The 20,098-nt window shown below is 51.9% G+C and carries 19 protein-coding genes; 5 read left to right on the top strand and 14 right to left on the bottom strand.

The features are described 5' to 3' along the window. Positions 1-6: 6 nt before the first annotated feature. The 13 genes from AL479_RS09325 to AL479_RS09260 form a co-directional block, all read right to left on the bottom strand. Positions 7-1,092 (bottom strand): fimbrial protein, encoded by a 1,086-nt coding sequence (locus AL479_RS09325; protein WP_061075869.1) that lies wholly within the window; start codon positions 1,090-1,092, stop codon positions 7-9. Further along, entirely contained in the window at positions 1,089-3,650 is a 2,562-nt protein-coding gene (locus tag AL479_RS09320; RefSeq protein ID WP_061075868.1) for a fimbria/pilus outer membrane usher protein, read from the bottom strand. Before AL479_RS09320 ends, AL479_RS09325 begins: the two co-directional genes overlap by 4 nt. Further along, on the bottom strand, positions 3,622-4,368 hold the full coding sequence (locus tag AL479_RS09315; RefSeq protein WP_061075867.1) for a molecular chaperone: 747 nt from the start codon (positions 4,366-4,368) through the stop codon (positions 3,622-3,624). Before AL479_RS09315 ends, AL479_RS09320 begins: the two co-directional genes overlap by 29 nt. Before the next feature lie 52 nt (positions 4,369-4,420). Beyond that, a complete protein-coding gene (locus tag AL479_RS09310; protein WP_061075866.1) occupies positions 4,421-4,978 on the bottom strand; it encodes a fimbrial protein in 558 nt (185 codons plus the stop codon). Positions 4,979-5,874: 896 nt separating this feature from the next. Beyond that, entirely contained in the window at positions 5,875-6,693 is an 819-nt protein-coding gene (gene nlpA, locus AL479_RS09305) for a lipoprotein NlpA (protein WP_061077953.1), read from the bottom strand. Between the two features lie 167 nt (positions 6,694-6,860). Then, positions 6,861-7,604 carry a 2-dehydro-3-deoxy-phosphogluconate aldolase gene (gene dagF, locus AL479_RS09300; protein ID WP_105291740.1) on the bottom strand — a complete coding sequence of 248 codons (744 nt, stop codon included), beginning with the start codon at positions 7,602-7,604 and terminating at the stop codon, positions 6,861-6,863. After that, a complete protein-coding gene (dgaE, locus tag AL479_RS09295) occupies positions 7,591-8,700 on the bottom strand; it encodes a D-glucosaminate-6-phosphate ammonia lyase (protein ID WP_061075865.1) in 1,110 nt (369 codons plus the stop codon). The genes dagF and dgaE overlap by 14 nt, the downstream gene beginning before the upstream one ends. A gap of 3 nt (positions 8,701-8,703) precedes the next feature. Beyond that, positions 8,704-9,564 carry a PTS system mannose/fructose/sorbose family transporter subunit IID gene (locus AL479_RS09290; protein WP_192575252.1) on the bottom strand — a complete coding sequence of 287 codons (861 nt, stop codon included), beginning with the start codon at positions 9,562-9,564 and terminating at the stop codon, positions 8,704-8,706. Continuing rightward, complete coding sequence (locus AL479_RS09285) at positions 9,561-10,310, bottom strand: PTS mannose/fructose/sorbose/N-acetylgalactosamine transporter subunit IIC (RefSeq protein ID WP_042323417.1); 750 nt, start codon at positions 10,308-10,310, stop codon at positions 9,561-9,563. Before AL479_RS09285 ends, AL479_RS09290 begins: the two co-directional genes overlap by 4 nt. A gap of 23 nt (positions 10,311-10,333) precedes the next feature. Continuing rightward, positions 10,334-10,819 (bottom strand): PTS system mannose/fructose/N-acetylgalactosamine-transporter subunit IIB, encoded by a 486-nt coding sequence (locus AL479_RS09280; RefSeq protein WP_061075863.1) that lies wholly within the window; start codon positions 10,817-10,819, stop codon positions 10,334-10,336. Positions 10,820-10,830: 11 nt separating this feature from the next. Continuing rightward, positions 10,831-11,256, bottom strand: a complete 426-nt coding sequence (locus AL479_RS09275; RefSeq protein WP_061075862.1) for a PTS sugar transporter subunit IIA — start codon at positions 11,254-11,256, stop codon at positions 10,831-10,833. 212 nt (positions 11,257-11,468) lie between these two features. Then, positions 11,469-14,267 carry a transcriptional regulator DagR gene (gene dagR / locus AL479_RS09265; RefSeq protein WP_061075861.1) on the bottom strand — a complete coding sequence of 933 codons (2,799 nt, stop codon included), beginning with the start codon at positions 14,265-14,267 and terminating at the stop codon, positions 11,469-11,471. A 103-nt stretch (positions 14,268-14,370) separates the two neighbouring features. Further along, positions 14,371-14,787, bottom strand: a complete 417-nt coding sequence (locus tag AL479_RS09260; RefSeq protein WP_061075860.1) for a GNAT family N-acetyltransferase — start codon at positions 14,785-14,787, stop codon at positions 14,371-14,373. Between the two features lie 129 nt (positions 14,788-14,916). Between AL479_RS09260 and AL479_RS09255 the strand changes: the two genes are divergently transcribed. Further along, positions 14,917-15,210, top strand: coding sequence for a YicS family protein (locus AL479_RS09255; protein ID WP_061075859.1), 294 nt, complete (start codon positions 14,917-14,919; stop codon positions 15,208-15,210). Positions 15,211-15,243: 33 nt separating this feature from the next. Here the strand turns inward: AL479_RS09255 and AL479_RS09250 are convergent, their stop codons facing one another. Next, positions 15,244-16,200, bottom strand: coding sequence for a LacI family DNA-binding transcriptional regulator (locus tag AL479_RS09250; RefSeq protein ID WP_042998691.1), 957 nt, complete (start codon positions 16,198-16,200; stop codon positions 15,244-15,246). A 292-nt stretch (positions 16,201-16,492) separates the two neighbouring features. Here AL479_RS09250 and AL479_RS09245 point away from each other — a divergent pair, with 292 nt between their 5' ends. Genes AL479_RS09245 through AL479_RS09230 form a run of 4 tightly spaced genes read left to right on the top strand, consistent with a single transcriptional unit; the run spans position 16,493 to position 19,869 of the window. After that, positions 16,493-16,807 (top strand): PTS sugar transporter subunit IIB, encoded by a 315-nt coding sequence (locus AL479_RS09245; RefSeq protein ID WP_042323435.1) that lies wholly within the window; start codon positions 16,493-16,495, stop codon positions 16,805-16,807. A 12-nt stretch (positions 16,808-16,819) separates the two neighbouring features. Further along, entirely contained in the window at positions 16,820-18,151 is a 1,332-nt protein-coding gene (locus AL479_RS09240; RefSeq protein WP_061075858.1) for a PTS sugar transporter subunit IIC, read from the top strand. 20 nt (positions 18,152-18,171) lie between these two features. After that, on the top strand, positions 18,172-19,554 hold the full coding sequence (locus AL479_RS09235) for a glycoside hydrolase family 1 protein (RefSeq protein WP_061075857.1): 1,383 nt from the start codon (positions 18,172-18,174) through the stop codon (positions 19,552-19,554). Positions 19,555-19,566: 12 nt separating this feature from the next. Further along, positions 19,567-19,869, top strand: coding sequence for a PTS lactose/cellobiose transporter subunit IIA (locus tag AL479_RS09230; RefSeq protein WP_008786514.1), 303 nt, complete (start codon positions 19,567-19,569; stop codon positions 19,867-19,869). Positions 19,870-20,098: the final 229 nt, after the last annotated feature.

Below are 20,098 nucleotides of genomic sequence, written 5' to 3'. Positions count from 1 at the left end.
CCTCCTTTATTTATAAACCAGGGTAAAGGTCACCGCGCCATTGACAGTTCCTGAAGACACGTTCATCTCAGTCTGATATAACCCGGCACGTAGCGGCACGGTATAATTCGCGTTATTCTGCGTCGAATCGTAATCGGTCAGAAGATACGCGGTATTAAATGACAGAGGGATATCCTGATCGTTCAATAACTGGATCCCAACCCCGCTGGCGGTTGACGCACTTGCCAGCGCAAAAACACCATTGGCGTTATTAATAATGGCCGTGGTCGGCGTAAATAAATAACTGATACTCGATAATCCCGCCGGGCACTTCGTGAAATTCAGGTTAAAATCGGTACGCGCCGCGGTATACCCTACGCCGCTAAAATCCGTTCGACTGACCGGGGGCAAATTAACCGTGACATCCGATGTCGTACAGGTTCCCCCTGTTGTCGAAATCACCAGTCCCCCCGCCAGAAAGTCAGCAATCATATAGGTTCCGCTTCCGACGGAGGTGCTGCCCCCATAAGTCTGGTAATGACGCATGTACATCGGGTCGAAAACGGAGGTGCTGCCCGCGGTCAATGACGTGGAGGTTTTAACAAAGCGAATCTGGACATCCACGCCAAGATTCCATGAACTGCCATCGCCTGTCACCGTGAATAACTGCGTGGGTGTCTGATAAACCCCGTTGGCAACCATGAGCGGATACCAGTCGCTGGTTTGTCCTTTCACCGTGTAACGCCAGCGGGCAATATAGCCCAGACCGACTTTTACCGCGGTGTTATAGACATTGTAACTTTGTCCATCAACCTGGGTGGTGCCCCAAATGGTATAGGGAGGGTATCCCTGTACGGCCATCGGGATAGCATAACTCTGGTAGTTGGTTCGATGAGAGCAGGTCCAGGCTGTTGGGTTGTATGAGGTTACCCAGTTTCCCAGTAAGTCCCCTACTGCAGCGTCTTTACCCACCTGGATGGTCGTCGAGTCAAAGTACTGGTAGTAGCCATTAGTACGATCACAATTTACCCATGTCCCGTCGGCACGCGCCACGCCGCACATCGCGACCAGTGTCAAAAAAGAGAGTACGACTCCCGTTACGATAGATTTCATTTTTCACTCCTTAATGACTGGCATACCGCGTCAGCGCGACGTAAATCGGCGGCATTCGTACTTTCTTGTTCTGATAAGCGGTAGCTGAACTGGCATTCCTGACCTGCAGCACTTCCCCATTTCACGCGTAATGTGCCCGACAGATTCTTAACGCGAGCGAAACTTTGTCCACCCTGGGCGATATAACCAACAATATTGCCACGCTCATCCACGACATCTGCGCCAAACGGCAGCAGCTCGCCGGTATGTTGAAGGGTAAAAAGAACCGAATATCCCTTGTCCGTTGCGTATTTCATCAATACCACCGCGCCTGCGGTAGGCACGCTGTTCTGACTGGTGACGTCCAGGGAGACATCATTCGATAACCCTTTCGGATCGAGTTCGATGGTGTTCTGGCGATACGGGGAGAGATAAGGCACAGCGGCATTACCGCTACGGTTAAGGCTGAGGCTGCTGTTGTTCGCAATCTTCGCGCCTCCGGCATGCTCGGCTTCGATAACCGCCATGGTGTCACCCATGATCGGCGTCAGTACAACGCCGTTTTGCCAGGCAATAGCACCGCCAGAGAGGTTCATACCATACTGTTGATAACCCTGACCCGCAGAGAAGTTGCCCCCCATGGTGGTCCAGGGTGACGTCCAGCTTCCACTGGCCCCACCGGTGGTTTTACTGCTGCTATGATCGTAATGATCCTGATTGGCAAACGCGCTCCAGTTATACTGGCGGTTTTCTCCGGAAGTTCCGGCGATTGAGTTTTGCAGTCCCCGATGCCCGCTCTCCTGGACATAGGTGGAGCTGAGATAAGCTGAGCGCGCACTATTCCCTAACGGTAAAGAGATGCCAATTGCGATTTTGTTGTCCCACTTGTCTTTAACCAGATCGCGGGTACGACTGGCATTGAGGTTAAAGTTGAACCACTTAAACGCATTCGTATAGCCCAATTGATATTCGGTATCGCGTCCGCTTTTATTCCAGTAATCCTGGGTACTGGCGCTGACGTTAATACTCCCGAGCGTATCTGAAATGGTTTGCGTCGCGCTGAGCTGCAGCCGATTTTTACGGTTGATACTGCTGGAATAGGCGCCTTTATTCGTTCGCTCTAAGTCACGCATCAGCATTGCGTCATCAATATCGTAATAACCCGAACTGGAATAGCGATAGCTCGCCAGCGTGATGTTGGTATCCACGACAGGTAAGATCTTGGCAAATGAAAAACGGATGCTTTGGCCTTCACGTTTACTGTCATCCGCAAGCGTCGTGCGAGCATGCGTGATATCAGCAGAAAGGGCGCCAACAGGGGTATTGAGCGCGACACCGCCGGCGACAGATTGATAATCTTCCCCTCCAATGGCCCCGGTGTAAGTCGTCAACAGGTTGGTGAAACCGTGACGAAACGTCCCCATCGCAATCTGCGGCTTTTCATTAACGGAGGAATTTCGATAGCGCCCGGCCATCAGCGAATAGCGACTGGTTCCCGGACGCAGTAATTCAGCGATAGAGGCGTAGGTGACGGTAAAGCTGTGCTCACTTCCGTCTGCCTCTTTAACGGTAACCAGCAGATCGCCGCCCGTGCCGTTGGGGTACAGATCATCAATACGGAACGCGCCAGGCGGGACGGTCGATTGGTAAATGCGCACGCCGCGCTGACTGACGCTGACCAGAGCGTTCGTGTTGGCCACGCCAGTAATGACCGGCGCATATCCACGCTGTGAATCCTCATACATACGATCGTCTGAAGTCAGCATCACGCCGCGAAAACCAACGCTGTCAAAAACCTGACCATCGGTGGTGGAATCACCCATCACCAGCTTACTGCGTAACGGGATAATGCCGCGTTCAAGGTAAGTGCTGGTTGAGTCATATTGCCAGCCCTTATCATTATTCCAGTTAAAAATACCGCGATAGCGTAAGCGCCACGCCTCCCAATTGAGTCCCCCCATCAGACCTAAATACTGGGAAGACATGGCATCCGATCCGGACATATCGGCATGCCATGCGTTGTAATCATATTGCAGCGTCGCTGCAGGGATGCCGTTATCCCATAATTCCGGATTCACATAGCCGCGAACCTGGCGAAGTAGCCATACCTGAGGCGCCTGCACATTAATACGCTGCGATGTCACATCGTAATAGGCTGTTAAATCGGGAGAAATATCATTAATACGTACGCAGCTGTCATCATTTTTGAGCAACTGACGCATTTCTGGTTCAATTTTATCAATATCGATACCCAGCATGGAGACCAGCGTTAACGTAAAGCAAGGTCTGGCGACGAGAGGATTACTTTTGTCGTTTTCAAATTTAACTTCGCCGCGTCCTTTCCACTTATCATTCACATAAAGATCAACATGATATTGTCCCTGCGGGACAGGATTCCCCCGTGAATAATTACTCACATCAATCGCTGAACGCAAAAAATCACTATTAAATTGCACGTCATCAGTGTCAGCGAAAGCAACCTGAACGGATACGAAAGAAAAGACAATGAATTGAGCAACGCGGGTGAGTCTCAGAGAACAAGAAATAGCATTATGGGCTATTTTGTAATTTATGCTCATTTGTTGTTTCTCCACCATAATCATTTATTACACTGTAAAAAAATGAAGCATCACTTAACCTTGCTGACTTTTTATTAGCGAGGGGGAAGACTATTTCACTTTTAGGATTGACCATCCGTTGTGGAAAGTTCTCTACAGATGCTAAGACTTCGGACTCTTTTGTCTTACGAATCTCAACCTTACTAAAGGTGATGTAATAAGGAGAGTCGTTGACAACTTTTATATTGTTCCCTTGCAGGGATAGTTTTAGTTCTTTATATGACTGTAATGGTGTTGGCTGCAGATTATCCGGACGGTAGAACAATTTAATACGGGTTCGAAATGCCAACTGCATACGTGTATTCCCCGACGTCGCAGCCTGTGCTTTTGGCGGAATCTCCAGCATGTTAAACCAAAAAAGAGACTCTCTGTCCCGCGGCAATGCTGGATTTGTCGCCATGATTCGCACAGCCTGTCCTTTCGCCGGGTCGATTCGAACCACAGGGGGCGTAATGAGAAATGGAACCGTGACTTCTCCAGGTTTTGCCCGTGGGTTACCATCGTCCATCCATATTTGTAAAAGATAAGGATGACTCCCCCGGTTTTTTAGCTGTACTGTCGACTCCTTGTCTTTTGCATTAAAGACAATGCGTGTCCCATTAATAACAACATCAGCCATGACATTCAGTGAGAACATCGAAAATAATAAAACCATACCGGAAGATAATATCTTTAACATCTCGTTACCTCATAATCAGGAGTAAAGGATGTCCCCCTTACTCCTGTTTCTGTTACTCGTATACCATGGTGTAATCGACCTGAGTCGTTACAGAACCCGCAGTAGATGTGCCTGTTGCATAATATTGTGCAAAGTAATTCAGTGAACCGCTGCCAGACGAGATATCAACCGGGATATCATTCTGACCAGCCGTTACAGAAGCCCCTGCCACAATCGCATTACGATCGGCATTTAATAATTGAACCTGAACGAAAGTTGCTGCATCAGCCGCTGCAGTATCAATATTCAGACGACCGGTGGTGCTATCAACATAGGTACCGGGTTCAAAATAGGTGCTGGCATTATTCAACGCCGTACCTGAACAGTTGCTCAGTGAGATCGTAAATGGCGTCGCACCGGCTGTTGCCCCTGCTGTGGCGAGGGTAGAAGCAGAGACGGTTGGCAGTGTTACCGTTGCATCATTACTGCCGCCATCGACAGAAATAGTACAAGTGGTATCAGTAATTTGTCCGTTAATTGTAATAGTGCCATCAACTGCAAATGCCGAAGCAGTAAATGCAGAAGTGAAAACCATTGCTAATGCGGACAACGCAAAATTATATTTACGCATAATAAATTCCCTGTTGTGGTTGATATAAATGAACAGCCCATTGAATGTGTTATTAAGATAAAACGATTATCGCCCCATTATGAATACGGGTACTGAATAACACCTTTCGGTTCCATTGACATGATATACGCAAAACTTTCATCCGCAATATTAGGATTTTTCAACCGAAACAGATCAATCCAAATGCTTATAGGAAAATAAAGTGCTGCCTTCTATCTGTGCTATTCACCCTTATAAATATATCGATTATTAGGTTTTTATAAGACAGCATCGGTTAAAAAAAGATATAATTTTATAAATCGATTAAATTGATCCAGATCAATGCATAAAGAAAAACGCGCCTAAATTAAACGCCTCAAGATCACATTTAAAACAAAAAACAAAAATAATTTAAACAAAAAAGATACATTTATTGCCGCATTTTTAGCCATAAATACCTTTTTTCACAATTAAGAGAATAATCCTGATAAATCGACTCAAGTACTTTACGTAATGCATTAATAACTAATAATTAATTACGAATGAAACATTTTTTCATTTTTTTGTAAGAAAAATCTTAAATCAATAAAAAACGTAACCATCGTTAAGCTGGTGTTGCAAAACCTGCCAATTCCAGGAATTTTCCCGGAACGATCTTTTCTTTTAGTCACATACTTTTTCTTAGAATATAAATCTACAGATTACTCATCATAACCTTACAAAAAAGGACAAATGACTATTAGAAACGGGGTTTTTGAGTACAAAAAAGAAGGGAAGAACATTGTTGATTGAAAAATCCGAACACAAGAAAAAGAAGGGGTATTCTCAATACGCGTTCAGGATAACGATCGCAATGAGCTTTATCGCCAGAAGAACATCTCTGGCGATAAAATTTATGTATCTGAATACGTTACCGATCACCAGCCCGGCACCGCGCCGCCGTTAAAAATCGTCTCAGCCGCTTTTGCGACTTCAGGTGACTGATAAGACGCCAGAAATTCCTTAACGTTTTCCGCCTCTTTGTTATCTTCCCGCGCCACCAGGATGTTCACATACGGAGAATTTTTATCCTCAATGAAGACGCTGTCGTGTACCGGCGAAAGCCCGGTTTGCTGAATGTAGGTGGTGCTGATAATCGCCACGTCGACTTTCGGGTCGTCCAGTACGCGTGGCAGTTGTGCCCCTTCCAGCTCCATGATCTGTAAATGACGCGGATTGGCGGTGATATCCAGCGCCGTTGGCAGCAGACCTTTTCCTTCTTTCAGGGTAATCAGCTTCTCTTTTTGCAGTAACAACAGCGCCCGCCCAAGGTTGGTGGGGTCGTTCGGGATTGCCACCGTCGCGCCGTCCGCTAATTGATCGACCGTTTTTATTTTTTTCGAGTAGCCGGCCATCGGGAAGACAAAGGTATTCCCCACCGCCACCAGCTTATAGTTGTGTGCCTGATTATCCTGCTCAAGGAACGGACGATGCTGGAAAACGTTGGCATCCAGTTCGCCGTGGTTGGTGGCGTCGTTCGGCAGCAACGAGCCGCTGAAACCGACCAGTTCAACGTCGAGACCGTATTTCTCTTTCGCCACTTTTTTGGCGACTTCCGCCACATCCTGCTCGGCGCCGTTAATCACCCCGACTTTGATGTGCTTTGCATCGCTGCTCTGTTGGTCGCAACCGGCCAGCAACAATCCCGCCAACAGTACTGCCGCCCCTGTCCGTAAATGAGGTATCGTCAATTTCACGTTTTTATCCTTTTGAAATAACCGCCTGATGAGTAATGAAATGACTATAGCGGGAAGGCCGCTGCGGTTTAAAAAACGAAAAGGCATCAATAAGAAGAAAAAAGCATAACGGGGGAATAAATGAAAAACCGACGGCGCTGCGCAAATCACACGCAGCGCCATTCGGTTCAGGCCAACGCTTTGACGATTTCCATTAAACGAACGATATCTTCAGGGCGGGTATTGCCGGTTTGCGGGTCGATAATCGAACTGTACACATGCGGCATAACACGCGGCATCCCCGCTTCCAGGCAGGTTTGCAATATGACGCCAAAGTTATCCAGGTCGATACCGCCGGTTGGTTCAATCAACGTCATGCCGTTGCGGGCGGCAGTGGTTGCCAGCACGTACAACTCCGGCAGCGAAGCCTCTCCGCCCATCGGAAAGAACTTCGCCGCGTGCGCCCCCATATCCTGCATCATCCGCACGGCAGCATCGCAGGAGACGCGCGCCGGCGTGCCCTGGCTGCTGTTGACGCCGGTGGAGATCAGCACCTCACCCGGCGTGCCCGTCGGGCTGACCAGCGCATTGATATGGGTCTGTTCTCCCCCCGTCGCCGCCAGCGCGCCCGCGGCAAAACCACTGCCGGTAAAGGTCTGGTTGACGTGCGCCGGATGAACCTGTGACGCAATCATCGCGGCTTTGTAATACTGCGCGGGATCGCCCGCCCCCAGGCCTACGGAAATCGAGGGAACGTCTACCATCCAGCGTTTCACCTCCTGAACGCCTTCGTCGACCGACGAAAACTGCGCAGACAGGATGCCAATCACCGCATGTCCCTCAGCGGCGTCATAGATTTCCCTGGCGTTAGCGATATCTTTCGCCAGCACGTTAATCGCCACACGCTGACGATAAAAGTTAATCTGCTGCATGTTCTGCTATCTCCTTGAGTCGCGCCACAATCACCGCCATTTCCCCCTCAGCGACCGTACGTGGGTCGAGGCTGAATACGCCCTGATGGAGGTTATAGCGCCGTGCGTAAATGGCAATATCGCCACTTCGCAGTTGGGCTTCGACTTCACGCGCGTCCAGACCAAACGCCTGCGCATCAACCCGAACGCGAATGCGCCAGATGGCGCGCCCGGCTTCGTCCTGCTCGATATCAGCGGTCAGCCCGCGAATGGACGAAATCGCCTCCGCCGTCGGTTGCAACTGTTCGGCGGTCACCACGGCCTGGCCCTGGTGATAGTTTTCCAGCGCATACACCAGCCCGACCATGTTCTCCTTGCCGATTTTCATCGCTCTGGCAATCCCGTGATGTTGCGCTTTACAGGCGGCAATCCACGTTTTATTGCCGGTGATAAATCCGGAGGTAGGCGCATTAAAGGCTTTCGCCCCGCTGTAGACAACCATATCCGCCCCGCTCGCGACCCAGGCGTGTAAATCCTCCTCGGCGGCAGCATCGACAATCAGCGGCAGGTTATGAATCTGCGCAACCTGCACAAAGTCGTCAATGCTGAGCATGCCCTTCTGCACGCAGTGGTGCGATTTCACATACAGCAGCGCGGCGGTCTCGTCAGTAATGGCGCTCTCCAGTTGCCAGCGTGCGACCAGGTTACTCGAACCGACCTCCACAACGCGCCCGCCGCCCAGACGAATGGCGCTGGTAATCGGCGCGCCGTAGTCCACGTTATGCCCACGCAGCATTACCACTTCGTTGGCCATTCCGCGGCTGTCCGGCATCAGCGCTACACGCGCCTGATCGCCGCGGGTAATGGCGGCCGCCACGGCAATGGCGATCCCCGCCGACGCGCAGGAGGTCACATAGCTGTCCTGCGCGCCGGTAAAGCGGGAAACCAGTTCACCGGTGCGATCCACCAGCTTATCGATTTCGACAAAAGCGGAGGCCGCCCGCGCCGTGGCCTGCATCACCTCCGGCGCGACGCTGGAGACGCCAAGAATCGTCATCTTGCCGCAGGCGTTAATCACCTGTTTTAGCCCCAGCTGTTGATAGATATTTTGTGTCATGACTTACAACACTCCCAGCAACGAACAGACCACGCTAAGCGCCACAATCGACAGCAGAATGGTGGTGTATCGCGGCCCTTTCTTCACCAGAAAGATATAGATGGCAAACACCGCCGCCAGCGGCAACAGGCCCGGCGCGATGGAGTCGAGGATCTGCTGCACGACCACTTCAGAACCCTTCAGGGCGCTGATTTTTAACGGCGTGGTGATCTTGACGTAGCTTGCCGACAGCGCGCCCATCATGATCAACCCCAGCACGTTCGCGCCGTAGATCAGTTCTTTGATTCGCCCTCCCTGCAATAGCCCGACGATAGAATCACGTCCCAGAGTGTAGCCTTTGTGGATCAGGCCGTAGCTGATCGCCAGGGTAATCGCCGGATAGAGGATCAGCGGCGCAATACCGCCAAACGCGCTGCCATTGGCGGCGAAAGGGATGAAAATCGCAATGAGCAGCGGCATGACGGCAGCCCAGACGATGGAGTCGCCCATCCCGGCCAGCGGACCCATCAGACCGGTTTTAATCCCGGTAATTGAGGCATCGCTGATCGGCTCGCCGCGCGTTTTCTGCTCTTCCATGGCGATGGAAATCCCCTGGATCACCGCGCCAAATGTTTGCTCGGAGTTGAAGAAGTTCAGGTGTCGCTTCAGCGCCTCCACCTGTTCCTCTTTTTGTGGGTAGAGCTTTTTGATGATCGGTGTCATCGAGGCGCAGAAAATCAGGCTCTGCAGACGTTCATAAGAGTTGGAGACTTCCGCGCCCAGCCAGTAGATAAACCACGCTTTGGTGATATCCGCTTTGGTCAACGCCCCGGTCGTCCGTGCGCGCTTAACCAGTTCATGCTGCATTACGTCGCTGCTCATCATGCTGCTCCTTCATTTTTCGCCAGGCCTTTAATCAGGAAGGCCACACAGGTACCGAAGATCGCCATCGCCATGATGTCCACCTTGAGGTACAGCACCGCGAAGAATCCACCGATAAACCACGGCAGCAGGCTCTTTTTACCGATCACCATAATGGTGATCGCGAAGCCCAGCGCCGGCAGGATCCCGCCCATGATTTCAAAGGAGTGGGTCAGCCAGTGCGGCATCAGTTTGAGGAAACTTTCCACCACGTCCTGACCGAAGTAGTTCGCGGCAAACACCACCGGGAAACGCAACGCCAGTCCGAGCAGCGCCGGGTAGAGGAACGCACAGCGCATAATGCCCGACATGTTCGCCGTTTCCGCGTGCTTATCCGCCATATGCACCCAGGCGGCATTCAGGGTACGACGCAACTGGTCAAGGAAGACGCCGATCACGCCGAAGGGGATCGCCAGCGCAATAGCCAGGTTCGGATCCATCCCGGCTTTCACCGCGATGGGAATCGAGATACAGGCCGCCAGCGCCGGATCTGACGGCACGTTGCCGCCAGGCGTTGAGGTCACGCCGAGATAAACGAGCTGCATCCCCGCGCCGATAATCATCGCGGTCTGCATGTTGCCAAGCAGCAGCCCGACGAAGACAGCCACCACCACCGGCTGAAGCAGCATGGCAGAGAAGGTGTAGCCAAGGCGTAAGCGGGCAAACCAGTAATACAACCCCATGAGGCTTGCAAAAACTAAGGTATCCATAGTGTTATCCCATTATCAGAGAATTAGAATTTTTTCAGGATATCGTCCAGCGACTGCGGTTTATCTTCCGGGATAGTCTGGAAGAATACCTGAATCCCACGACTTTTCAGGTCGTTAAGAATGCCAACGTCTTTTTCATCGAGCGTAATGTTCTGGAATACCGCTTTGCGGTTTGGTCCACCGCCCAGACCACCAACCTGAATCGTGGAGACATCAAACCCCTGTTGTACGGCCTGCTGAATCGCCGCCAGAGAAGGGAACAGCACCAGCACATTGCCGTCGCCCAGTTGGCTCTCTTGCCATGAGGCCGCAAAGCTCTGGTTGCTGTAGCAATCCACTTTAATGTTCGGCGGCGCGGCCATCAGGTAGATGTTTTTCATAAACGGATCGGCATCCAGTTCATCGCTGACCACCGCGATGCGGTTGGCCTGGGACTGTCCAACCCACTTCGTCACCACCTGTCCGTGGATCAGTCGGCTATCGATACGACATAACACGATGTTTGCCATGATGATTTTCCTTATTGTGATTGTTGTAATTGACGGACGTGAGCGACAACGTCCAGGCAACTGCTGCGTCCGGCTTCCACCAGTTCGCTGACGCAGGTGGTCAGTGAACCGTGTTCACGTTTGTCCAGTGCTTCCAGCAGCAGCGACGCGTTCAATCCGGAAATGACTGCCACCGGATAATCCGCACTCAGCCGCGCCGCCACATTCGACGTCGTGCCGCCAACAAAATCGGTCAGAATCAGTGAGCCATCCGGCATGGTTTTCACCACGTCTTCGACACGCTGATAAAACTCGCCCAACGTATCGACGGGCATCAGCGCAATTTCCGTCACGCCTTTAATTTCGCCCATCACCATGCGCAGGCTGTTACAGAGCTGTTGTCCCCAGCCGCCATGCGTAAGCAGCAGAATTTCGGGCAACGGTTGAGTGGTAGTCAAAATGGCCTCCTGGCGCGATTACATGAGACTTGCAATGCCTGATGGCGCTTCGCTTATCAGGCCTACGGATAGTGCTTTTGTAGGCCGGATAAGGCATTTATGCCGCCATCCGGCAAAACTCATCAAAGTAAGAGCAAAGGCTGTGCCAGTATTTGTGTCACGTGAGGGGGAAAGGAGAGCGGGCAAGGCGCAACGCCTCGCCCGTTAAGGGATCAGCTATAAAGCAGTTCGTAGATATAAAAATATTCCGCATCCGATAACCGGATGGCATAGACCTCTTCGATCGGCAGAAACGCAGATTTAATGACACTAAACGCGCGGGGATCCAGATTCGGTTTGTTTTCCAGCGCCATCTGTAACGGTTTACGGTTGATCACGATACGCTCAACCATGCAACAACAGTGGATCAGGAAGCGTAGTGTCACCTGGCGACTGGGTTTGAGGGAAAGCGCAGTCGTCAGATGGTTAAGCACGCCCTCCATCTCCTTCAGAATGCGCTGCGGATTGAGCACTGAAATATGGTTGATGATGCTCTCCATAGTCAGCGCGCTGATAAAGCGCATGGCGCTGCGCTCCATCTCCAGACGGCGCTCGGCGCTGGAGAGATCCGGCGTCAGCAGGCTTAACACCAGCTCCGGTCCCTGCTCAGAGAACAGTTCTTCCAGCGAGATAAACGGAATATCCGGTAGACCGGGCTGGAAAGTGCCGACAATCCCCGCCAGTCGCTCATTGGCATTCAGCGCCTGCTGGACTCGTTCGAGACTGCGTACGTCGTTGTAATCGAGGATCACCATTCGCGTGTCCTGCGACATCAGTTCGCCGAAGCTCTCCTCAAGCACTTTTTTAATCTTTTCCGCCGTCCCCATGCCGGTAATGCAGGAGACAACCAGCACTTTGCCGCCGTTTTCCTGCTGCGGCGTACACAGCTGGCAGGGGATGTTTTTACTCTGCATGAGCGCCGCCAACTGGGGTAAATCGCTGGTTTCGTAGCTTAAATCCAGCCCAATCTCCAGCAGGCTGGTCAGCGTGATGTTGGGCATCAGCAGTACGTCTATCTGAAATAACTTGCTGATCGTACTGCCAAAATGTACCAGCGAACCAATATCGACCATCAGGATCAGCCGCTGATAGCGTTGGGTCTGAATAATCTGGGTCAGCGTTTCCAGCGTGTCATGTACTGACTGCTCAAACGGCATGTCGACTGCGCTGAACAGGTCGCGTTCCAGTACACGGTTAACATACTGCGCCATGCTGGTCGCGGTTGTCGCGCCGTGAGCGACCAGAATCACCCCGCAATCCGGACTGGCATCAATGCGCTGGCGGTAGTGACGGCACTCTTTCAGGAACAGACACAGCCAGACGACTTCCGTCGCCGGGCACTGAATATGCAGCAATTCATTGATTTTGCGGCACAGCAGCGTGGCGTTATCGTATTCATCTTTGCAGCGATCGAGGATCAGGCTGGAAGAGTAGAGCTGGGGAATCAACCCACGCTGGACGTAGCCAATCAGCGCCAGGAAGTGCTTGCGCAGCGGATTCACCAGATTTTCCGGCAGCGTAAAGCCCAGCACCTGTTCCACGCAGCCGATCAACAGCGTCACACGTTCTTCGATTTGATCGCCATAACGCGGTGGATGCGCCACGCTATCGCGACTGTAGAGGCCATATTCAAAGATTGAACTCAGCTTGTTTTTCAGGATAGCCAGCGTTTCCGCCGGCGGGACATTACTGTTGCGCAGATTGACATATTCACGGGTCAGGAAGCTGTAAAACAGATCGCTCTCTTCGATTTCCGCCCCGGTCGCCAGCGACGTTTTCAGCGCCGGCAACGTGCGCGCATCAATGTTCAGCCGCTCTTTCCCTTCAAACAAGGCATCAACCAGCAGACGTTGCTCCGGCGTGGCGTGGAACGGTATCTCCGCCAGCCGTTTATCCAGCTGTAGTGTGTCATTATGTTCCGTCATCCCCGACGCCCACGCCTGGGCGCACAGGAACTGGATATCGCTCTTCAACTGACCAATGTTGCCCTCCAGCGGTTTGTTCAACAGCCAGAGCAGTAGCGTTTTGTCGATGCTGACCGTGCGCTCGATTTTGCGACTTTCACGCTGCAGGAAACCGACAATCAGCTCCACTTGTTCTTCAATCGATCGCTGACGAATTCCCGGCAAATCGATACTCACCTGAATTCGTCGCTGGAAGGTACGCAACAGGGACGAACTCGCCGGTTCCGTGGTGGCGCAAATCAGCCGTACCGAGATCGGACGCGCCTTGCTGCTGTCCCCCAGTGGACGGTACTCACCCTTATCGAGAATAGAAAACAGTTTTTCCTGACCTTCGTAGGGCAGACGGTGCACTTCATCGAGCAGTAAATAGCCGCCGTCCGCCTGCTCAACCAGACCGGGTTTATTCTCGTTCGCGCCGGTAAATGCCCCCTGACGATGGCCAAACAGGTGTGAAGAGAGCAGTTCCGGGTTATGGGCGTACTCGGCGCAGTTAAAGTAGACCAGCGGCGGCGGGGAACCGACGGCCTTTTCGCAGGCGAAGCGGTGCATCAGTTCGGCAAAAAAGGTTTTCCCCACGCCGGACGGGCCGGTCAGCAGCACATGCAACCCCTGCGGATAGAGCACAGCGGCGCGGCCTTTTTCAACCGCATCGCGCAGGCTGCGGTCGTAGCCAATCAGGCCGGTGAAAGGATCGTCGTCGCCCGTATTTTCCGCTTGCGGAAGCAGGTCGGCCACTGAGCGCACCTCGCGCTCGCTACTCTCCAGTTTGCGCCCCAGCAATGTCTCCAGCGTCTGGCGGTGCAGGAAGAACACCGGACGCCCCCGGCTTTTAATCGCCAGACCGTCATTCCACAATTGGTTGAGATCTTTACTGACCGAGTTGCGCGCCAGCCCCAGGTTGAAGCCAATCGCCTCCGCGGTGAACGCCGTCTCCTGCGCCAAATCGGCACGATCCAGCCCACGCGTCAGCCTTTCAAGCTCTCCCAGTACGATCTCGATCCGTCTCATCTCTTTACCGCTTAAGAATTAAATGATTGTTCAGAACATACACTATTCTGCTATGCAAGAAAGTGAATCGGCGTCCAGACGTCACGGCGAATGCCTCCGGTCATCAAAATGTTTTCGATAAATAATGCCGGGCAGCCCCTTTTTCCGGGAAGTCATCAAGCGTCAGTTGCAGTTGGTAACCGTTCTTCTGGTAGAACGGCAGCGCCTGAAAACTCAGGGTATCGACCAGCGCATGGAGACATCCTCTTTCGCGAGCGGCGTGCTCTGCGGCCTGGATTAGCTGGCTACCGTAACCGCCTTTACGCAGGGATTCATGCATCCATAACAAATCAATGCTCAGCCATTCCCCTTTGATTTTGCCAATTAATCCCCCCCGGATATTCTGCTGCTCGTCACGCCAGTAAACCGCCAGATCGCCAAAATTTCTCGTTTGCAGAAACTGAAAATTGTAAGCACGCAATCCGGTGAGCAGCGTGTTTTGATCGTCTTCGGTAACGGTATCGGTAATCTGTATCTGCATTCTATCCTCCTGAAAAAATACAACTTTTGGCTGAAGCATTTTCCGACATTCGCACGGGCTGCTGAGAGAGTCGTACACCGTCTACACTTATTCTTGAAATGATGCGCATCGACTACAAGGATTATTATCATGAAACGAGCCGTTTTACCGATCATTGCCGCCCTTTTCTTGCTGCCGGCTCTGGCGCAGGCCGACTCGCCTTATGGCGCACTGCAATCCGCGCACGAAAAAAATACGATACTCAAAGACTTACGAAAAATTTGTACGCCGCAAGGTTCGCCTTCAGACGAGGCATGGGAAAAAACGATCATGGCGAATGAAGGCAATCAGCAGCACATCCGCGAGGCGGCGGTGGCGATGGAAAGGAATAATCAGAGCAACTACTGGGAAGCGCTCGGCAAGGTGGTATGCCCGGATATGTAGCGTGAAGCCTGTGCTTCACGCCCGATAATGAGCTTATCGCTGGCGAACATCCGGAATAATTAAGTCGCCGCGCAGCACATACGATCCCAACATGCTTTGCGTTTTTTCGTTCAGCCAGCTGACAATCCGCGCCGCCATCGCATCCATGGAGTATTCGATTGCCGGGATGGTCGGGATCCCCGGCAGATGCAGCGAACCGGCAAGGCTGAAGATCATAATATCTTCCGGAACCGACTTATTAAACGCCTGCAATTGCGGGATCACCCGCTGAGCCTGCTGCTCATCCGCCACCAGCAGCGCGTTAAAATTGAGCGTGGAGGCGTTATTCAACAACTCCTGTAACGCTACCGAGGAAGAGGTGGCTTCCATAAACACCAGGTTACGGTTAAAGGGCAGGAAATTCTTCTCCAGCGCATGTTTGTAGCCGAGCAGCACCTGTTCGGAGAAACCCATACCTTCAGGATGAATGAGGGCTATCTGCCGACGATTTTGACTAATCAGATAGTTACAGGCTGTTTCGGTGGCAAAGCTGTGGTCAAACTGAATACTGGTCACATCGTCGCCCGCTTCCAGACAATCCACCAGAATGACGTTTTCCTGGCTGATGTTCAGCGGGAAACGCGCCCCAATAATCAGCACATCGTCACACAGGCCACAGCTTAATTCATCGAGGGCGCTCATCACCTCTGCTTTGGTGTTGGCGAAGCGAAGCAACAGGTGTTTTTGGTGCTGGCTCAGATGTTTTTCCAGTGCGTAAAGGTAGCCCGTCGTCTGGTTGATGTTGTCCTGCGCGCAAATCACGCCAATGCAGCCGGTGCTCTGGCTGAGTAGCGACTGGGCAATCACATTCGGACGATAGTTCAGCTCATCCACCGCCTTTAACACGGCAAGACGACTGGCTTCCTTCACACCACGCGATCCGCTCAACACGCGCGACACCGTGGCTTTAGACACGCCAGCCAAACGCGATACATCGTTGATAGTAGACATCATTCTCCCCTGACAGAGCCTGCCTGGCTCCTTCAATCCTGAATTTAACATTGGCTCAAATAATCACCACCCGCAGTATAGCTGTTTCCGTTTTTCATGGAAACCGATTTTCCGTTTCCACTCAAAAAGCGTGAAATAGCACCAAAAGCGTGAGCCAAATCCAAATAATTAGCCTTATAAGAATAAGATCTTGACGGTTGTCACAGTTCCGTTTGCTTCGTATGGAAACCGGTTTCCGTATGATATCAAATCAGACTCGCAATAAGTTTTTACATTTTGAGGATGGTTAATAATGTTCAGGATTATGTTGTGTTGCTCTGCAGGGATGTCCACCAGTCTGCTGGTTCGTAAAATGGTCGAAGCCGCAGAAGAGCGGAAGCTGCCAGTCCAAATTGATGCATATGGCGTTTCCGAATTTGACATTCAGTTTCCAAATTACCAGGTGGTGCTGCTTGGCCCCCAGGTAAAATACATGCTTAACACGCTCTCAGAGAAGGCTGCCACCCAAAACATCCCCGTAAAGGCCATTGATATGCAGGATTACGGAATGCAACGCGGTGACAAGGTGCTGGATTTTGCTCTGTCGCTGATTGAAGCGGCACATTAGAAAGGTGTCATTATGAGTTCGTTATATCAGTCAATGGTTGCTGTCATAGAACAATCCATCACGCCTCTTGCCGGTAAACTGGGCCAGCAGAAATACGTGATTGCGATTCGTGATGGTTTTACTGCGGCGCTGCCGTTTATGATCATCGGCTCGTTCATGCTGGTGTTTATTTTCCCGCCGTTCTCTGCCGAAACCACCAACAGTTTTGCCCGTGGCTGGCTCGATTTTTCCGCCACATACCGTGAACAGTTGATGCTGCCGTTTAACCTCAGCATGGGCGTTATGACGTTCTTCATCTCCGTGGGCATTGGCGCCAGTCTGGGCCGTCAGTTTAATCTCGATCCGATTATGTCCGGTCTGCTGGCGTTTATGGCCTTTTTACTGGTCGCCGCACCGTACGCCGACGGGAAAATCTCCACACAGTACCTTTCCGGTCAGGGGATCTTTACCGCGCTGATCACCGCGATTTATTCCACCCGCGTTTATGCCTGGCTAAAGCAGCACAACATCACTATTCGTCTGCCGAAAGAGGTTCCGACCGGCGTCGCCCGCTCATTTGAGATCCTCATCCCGGTTCTGGTGGTCATTGCGACGCTACATCCGCTGAATCTGTTTATTGAAGCGCAGACCGGAATGATTATTCCGCAGGCGATTATGCACCTGCTGGCACCGCTGGTTTCAGCATCTGACTCCCTGCCGGCGATTCTGCTTTCGGTCCTGATGTGCCAGATTTTCTGGTTTGCTGGTATTCACGGCTCGCTGATCGTCACGGGCATTATGAACCCATTCTGGATGGCAAACCTGTCGGCAAACCAGGCCGCTCTCGCGGCGGGTGTCGCACTGCCGCACGTTTATCTACAAGGTTTCTGGGATCACTACCTGCTGATTGGCGGCGTGGGCTCGACTTTACCACTGGCTTTCCTGCTGCTGCGTAGTCGCGTTACCCATCTGCGGACGATCGGCAAAATGGGCATCGTTCCTAGCTTCTTCAACATTAATGAGCCTATTCTGTTCGGTGCGCCGATCATCATGAACCCGATGCTGTTTATCCCGTTCGTTTTCGTGCCCATGATCAACGCCGTACTGGCTTACGCCGCGACCCGCCTGGGCTGGCTGGATCAGGTGGTGTCACTGACGCCGTGGACCACGCCCGCACCAATTGGCGCCTCGTGGGCGGCAAACTGGGCCTTTAGTCCGGTGGTGATGTGCCTGATCTGTATGGTGATGTCAGCGTTGATTTACCTCCCGTTCCTGCGCGCATACGAACGCTCCCTGATGAAAACAGAAGAGCAAAAAGCCCAGGATGCCGTCTCCGTGGCGAACGCTGCCCGTAGCAACTCATAATGAATCAAGGAGTCAGAACAATGAGATACCGTTTTCCTGAAAACTTCTGGTGGGGCAGTGCTTGCTCAGCGCTGCAAACCGAAGGGGATAGCCTGAACGGCGGCAAAAGCCAGACCACATGGGATGTGTGGTTCGACCGCCAGCCAGGTCGTTTCCATCAGGGGGTTGGCCCGGCGAACACCTCAACCTTTTATCAGCACTGGAAACAGGACATCGCGCTGCTGAAGCAGTTGAAACATAACAGCTTCCGCACCTCGTTAAGCTGGTCGCGCCTGATTCCTGATGGCACGGGCGAGGTGAATCCTGATGCAGTGGCGTTCTATAACAACGTTATCGACAAACTGCTGGAGCAGGGCATCACGCCGTTTATCACACTGTTTCACTTCGACATGCCGATGGTGATGCAGGAGAAAGGCGGCTGGGAAAACCGTGACGTCGTGGAAGCCTTTGGCCGCTACGCACAGACGTGTTTCGAATTGTTCGGCAACCGCGTTAAGCACTGGTTCACCTTTAACGAGCCGATTGTGCCGGTGGAAGGCGGTTATCTGTATGACTTCCATTACCCCAACGTGGTGGATTTCAGACGTGCCGCCACCGTGGCGTATCACACCGTGCTGGCGCACTCGACGGCGGTTCGCGCATATCGCGCGGGCAACAACGACGGCGAAATCGGCGTCGTGCTCAACCTGACGCCTTCTTATCCGCGCTCACAGCACCCTGCGGATGTGAAAGCCGCGCACCATGCGGATCTGCTGTTCAACCGCAGTTTCCTCGACCCGGTGCTGAAAGGGGAATATCCGGCGGATCTGGTGGCATTACTGAAAGAGTACGATCAACTGCCAGCCTGCCAACCGGGTGACGCACAGCTGATTGCCGAGGGCAAAATCGACCTGCTGGGCATTAACTACTACCAGCCGCGTCGGGTGAAATGCCGCGATACCGCCGTTAATCTGAATGCGCCCTTTATGCCGGAGTGGCTGTTTGATTATTATGAAATGCCAGGCCGCAAAATGAACCCTTATCGTGGATGGGAAATTTATGAGCCGGGTATTTACGATATTATTACCAATCTGCGTGATAATTACGGCAACCCGCGCTGCTTTATTTCTGAAAACGGAATGGGCGTAGAAAACGAACACCGCTTTATTCAGGATGGGCAAATTAACGACAGTTACCGTATTGAATTTGTCGCTGAACATCTTAAATGGTTGCATAAAGGGATCAGCGAAGGCTGTCAGTGTCTTGGTTACCATATGTGGACCTTTATTGATAACTGGTCATGGCTCAACGGATATAAAAACCGCTATGGTTTTGTCCAGTTAGATTTAGACACGCAAAAACGTACGGTGAAAAAGAGCGGCGAGTGGTTCGCCAATACCGCCGAACATAACGGATTCGATTAAGAGATACAGACAATGATTGCATTAGAAGAAGCAGTAATGGAAATTATCGTCAATGCCGGACAGTCCCGTAGTCTGTGCTTCGAGGCGCTGCACGCCGCGCGCGCAGGCAACATTGACGAGGCGAAAAGCCTGCTTCGGGAAGCTGACGGTTACGCCCGTCAGGCCCACCACATGCAAACCAAATTGATCGAACAGGATGCCGGGGAAGCCCGGCAACCCATGACGTTAATTATGGTGCATGCACAGGATCATTTAATGACATCGCTGCTAGCCCGCGAACTGTCAGAAGAAATTATTCACCTCTATCAACGTTAATTTAAATCTATACCCAATGGATTTCGAGTTGCTTCGAGGCGGCAAGAGAGAGAATCCCCTGGAGCTTACTCAAGTAAGTGACTGGGGTGAACGAACGTAGCCAACAAAGAAGCTGCTTGAAAGACGAAGGGTATAATAATAAACGGAGACGTCACTACGATTAAATAAATACTATCTGTACCTCTATCTATAAATAACAGATCAACTTGTTTTGGTGATAGCGAATTAC

Source organism: Citrobacter amalonaticus (assembly GCF_001559075.2).
Lineage (GTDB): Bacteria > Pseudomonadota > Gammaproteobacteria > Enterobacterales > Enterobacteriaceae > Citrobacter_A > Citrobacter_A amalonaticus_F.
Note: the sequence above shows the minus strand (reverse complement) of the source record. Positions and strands in the feature narration are given on the sequence as shown.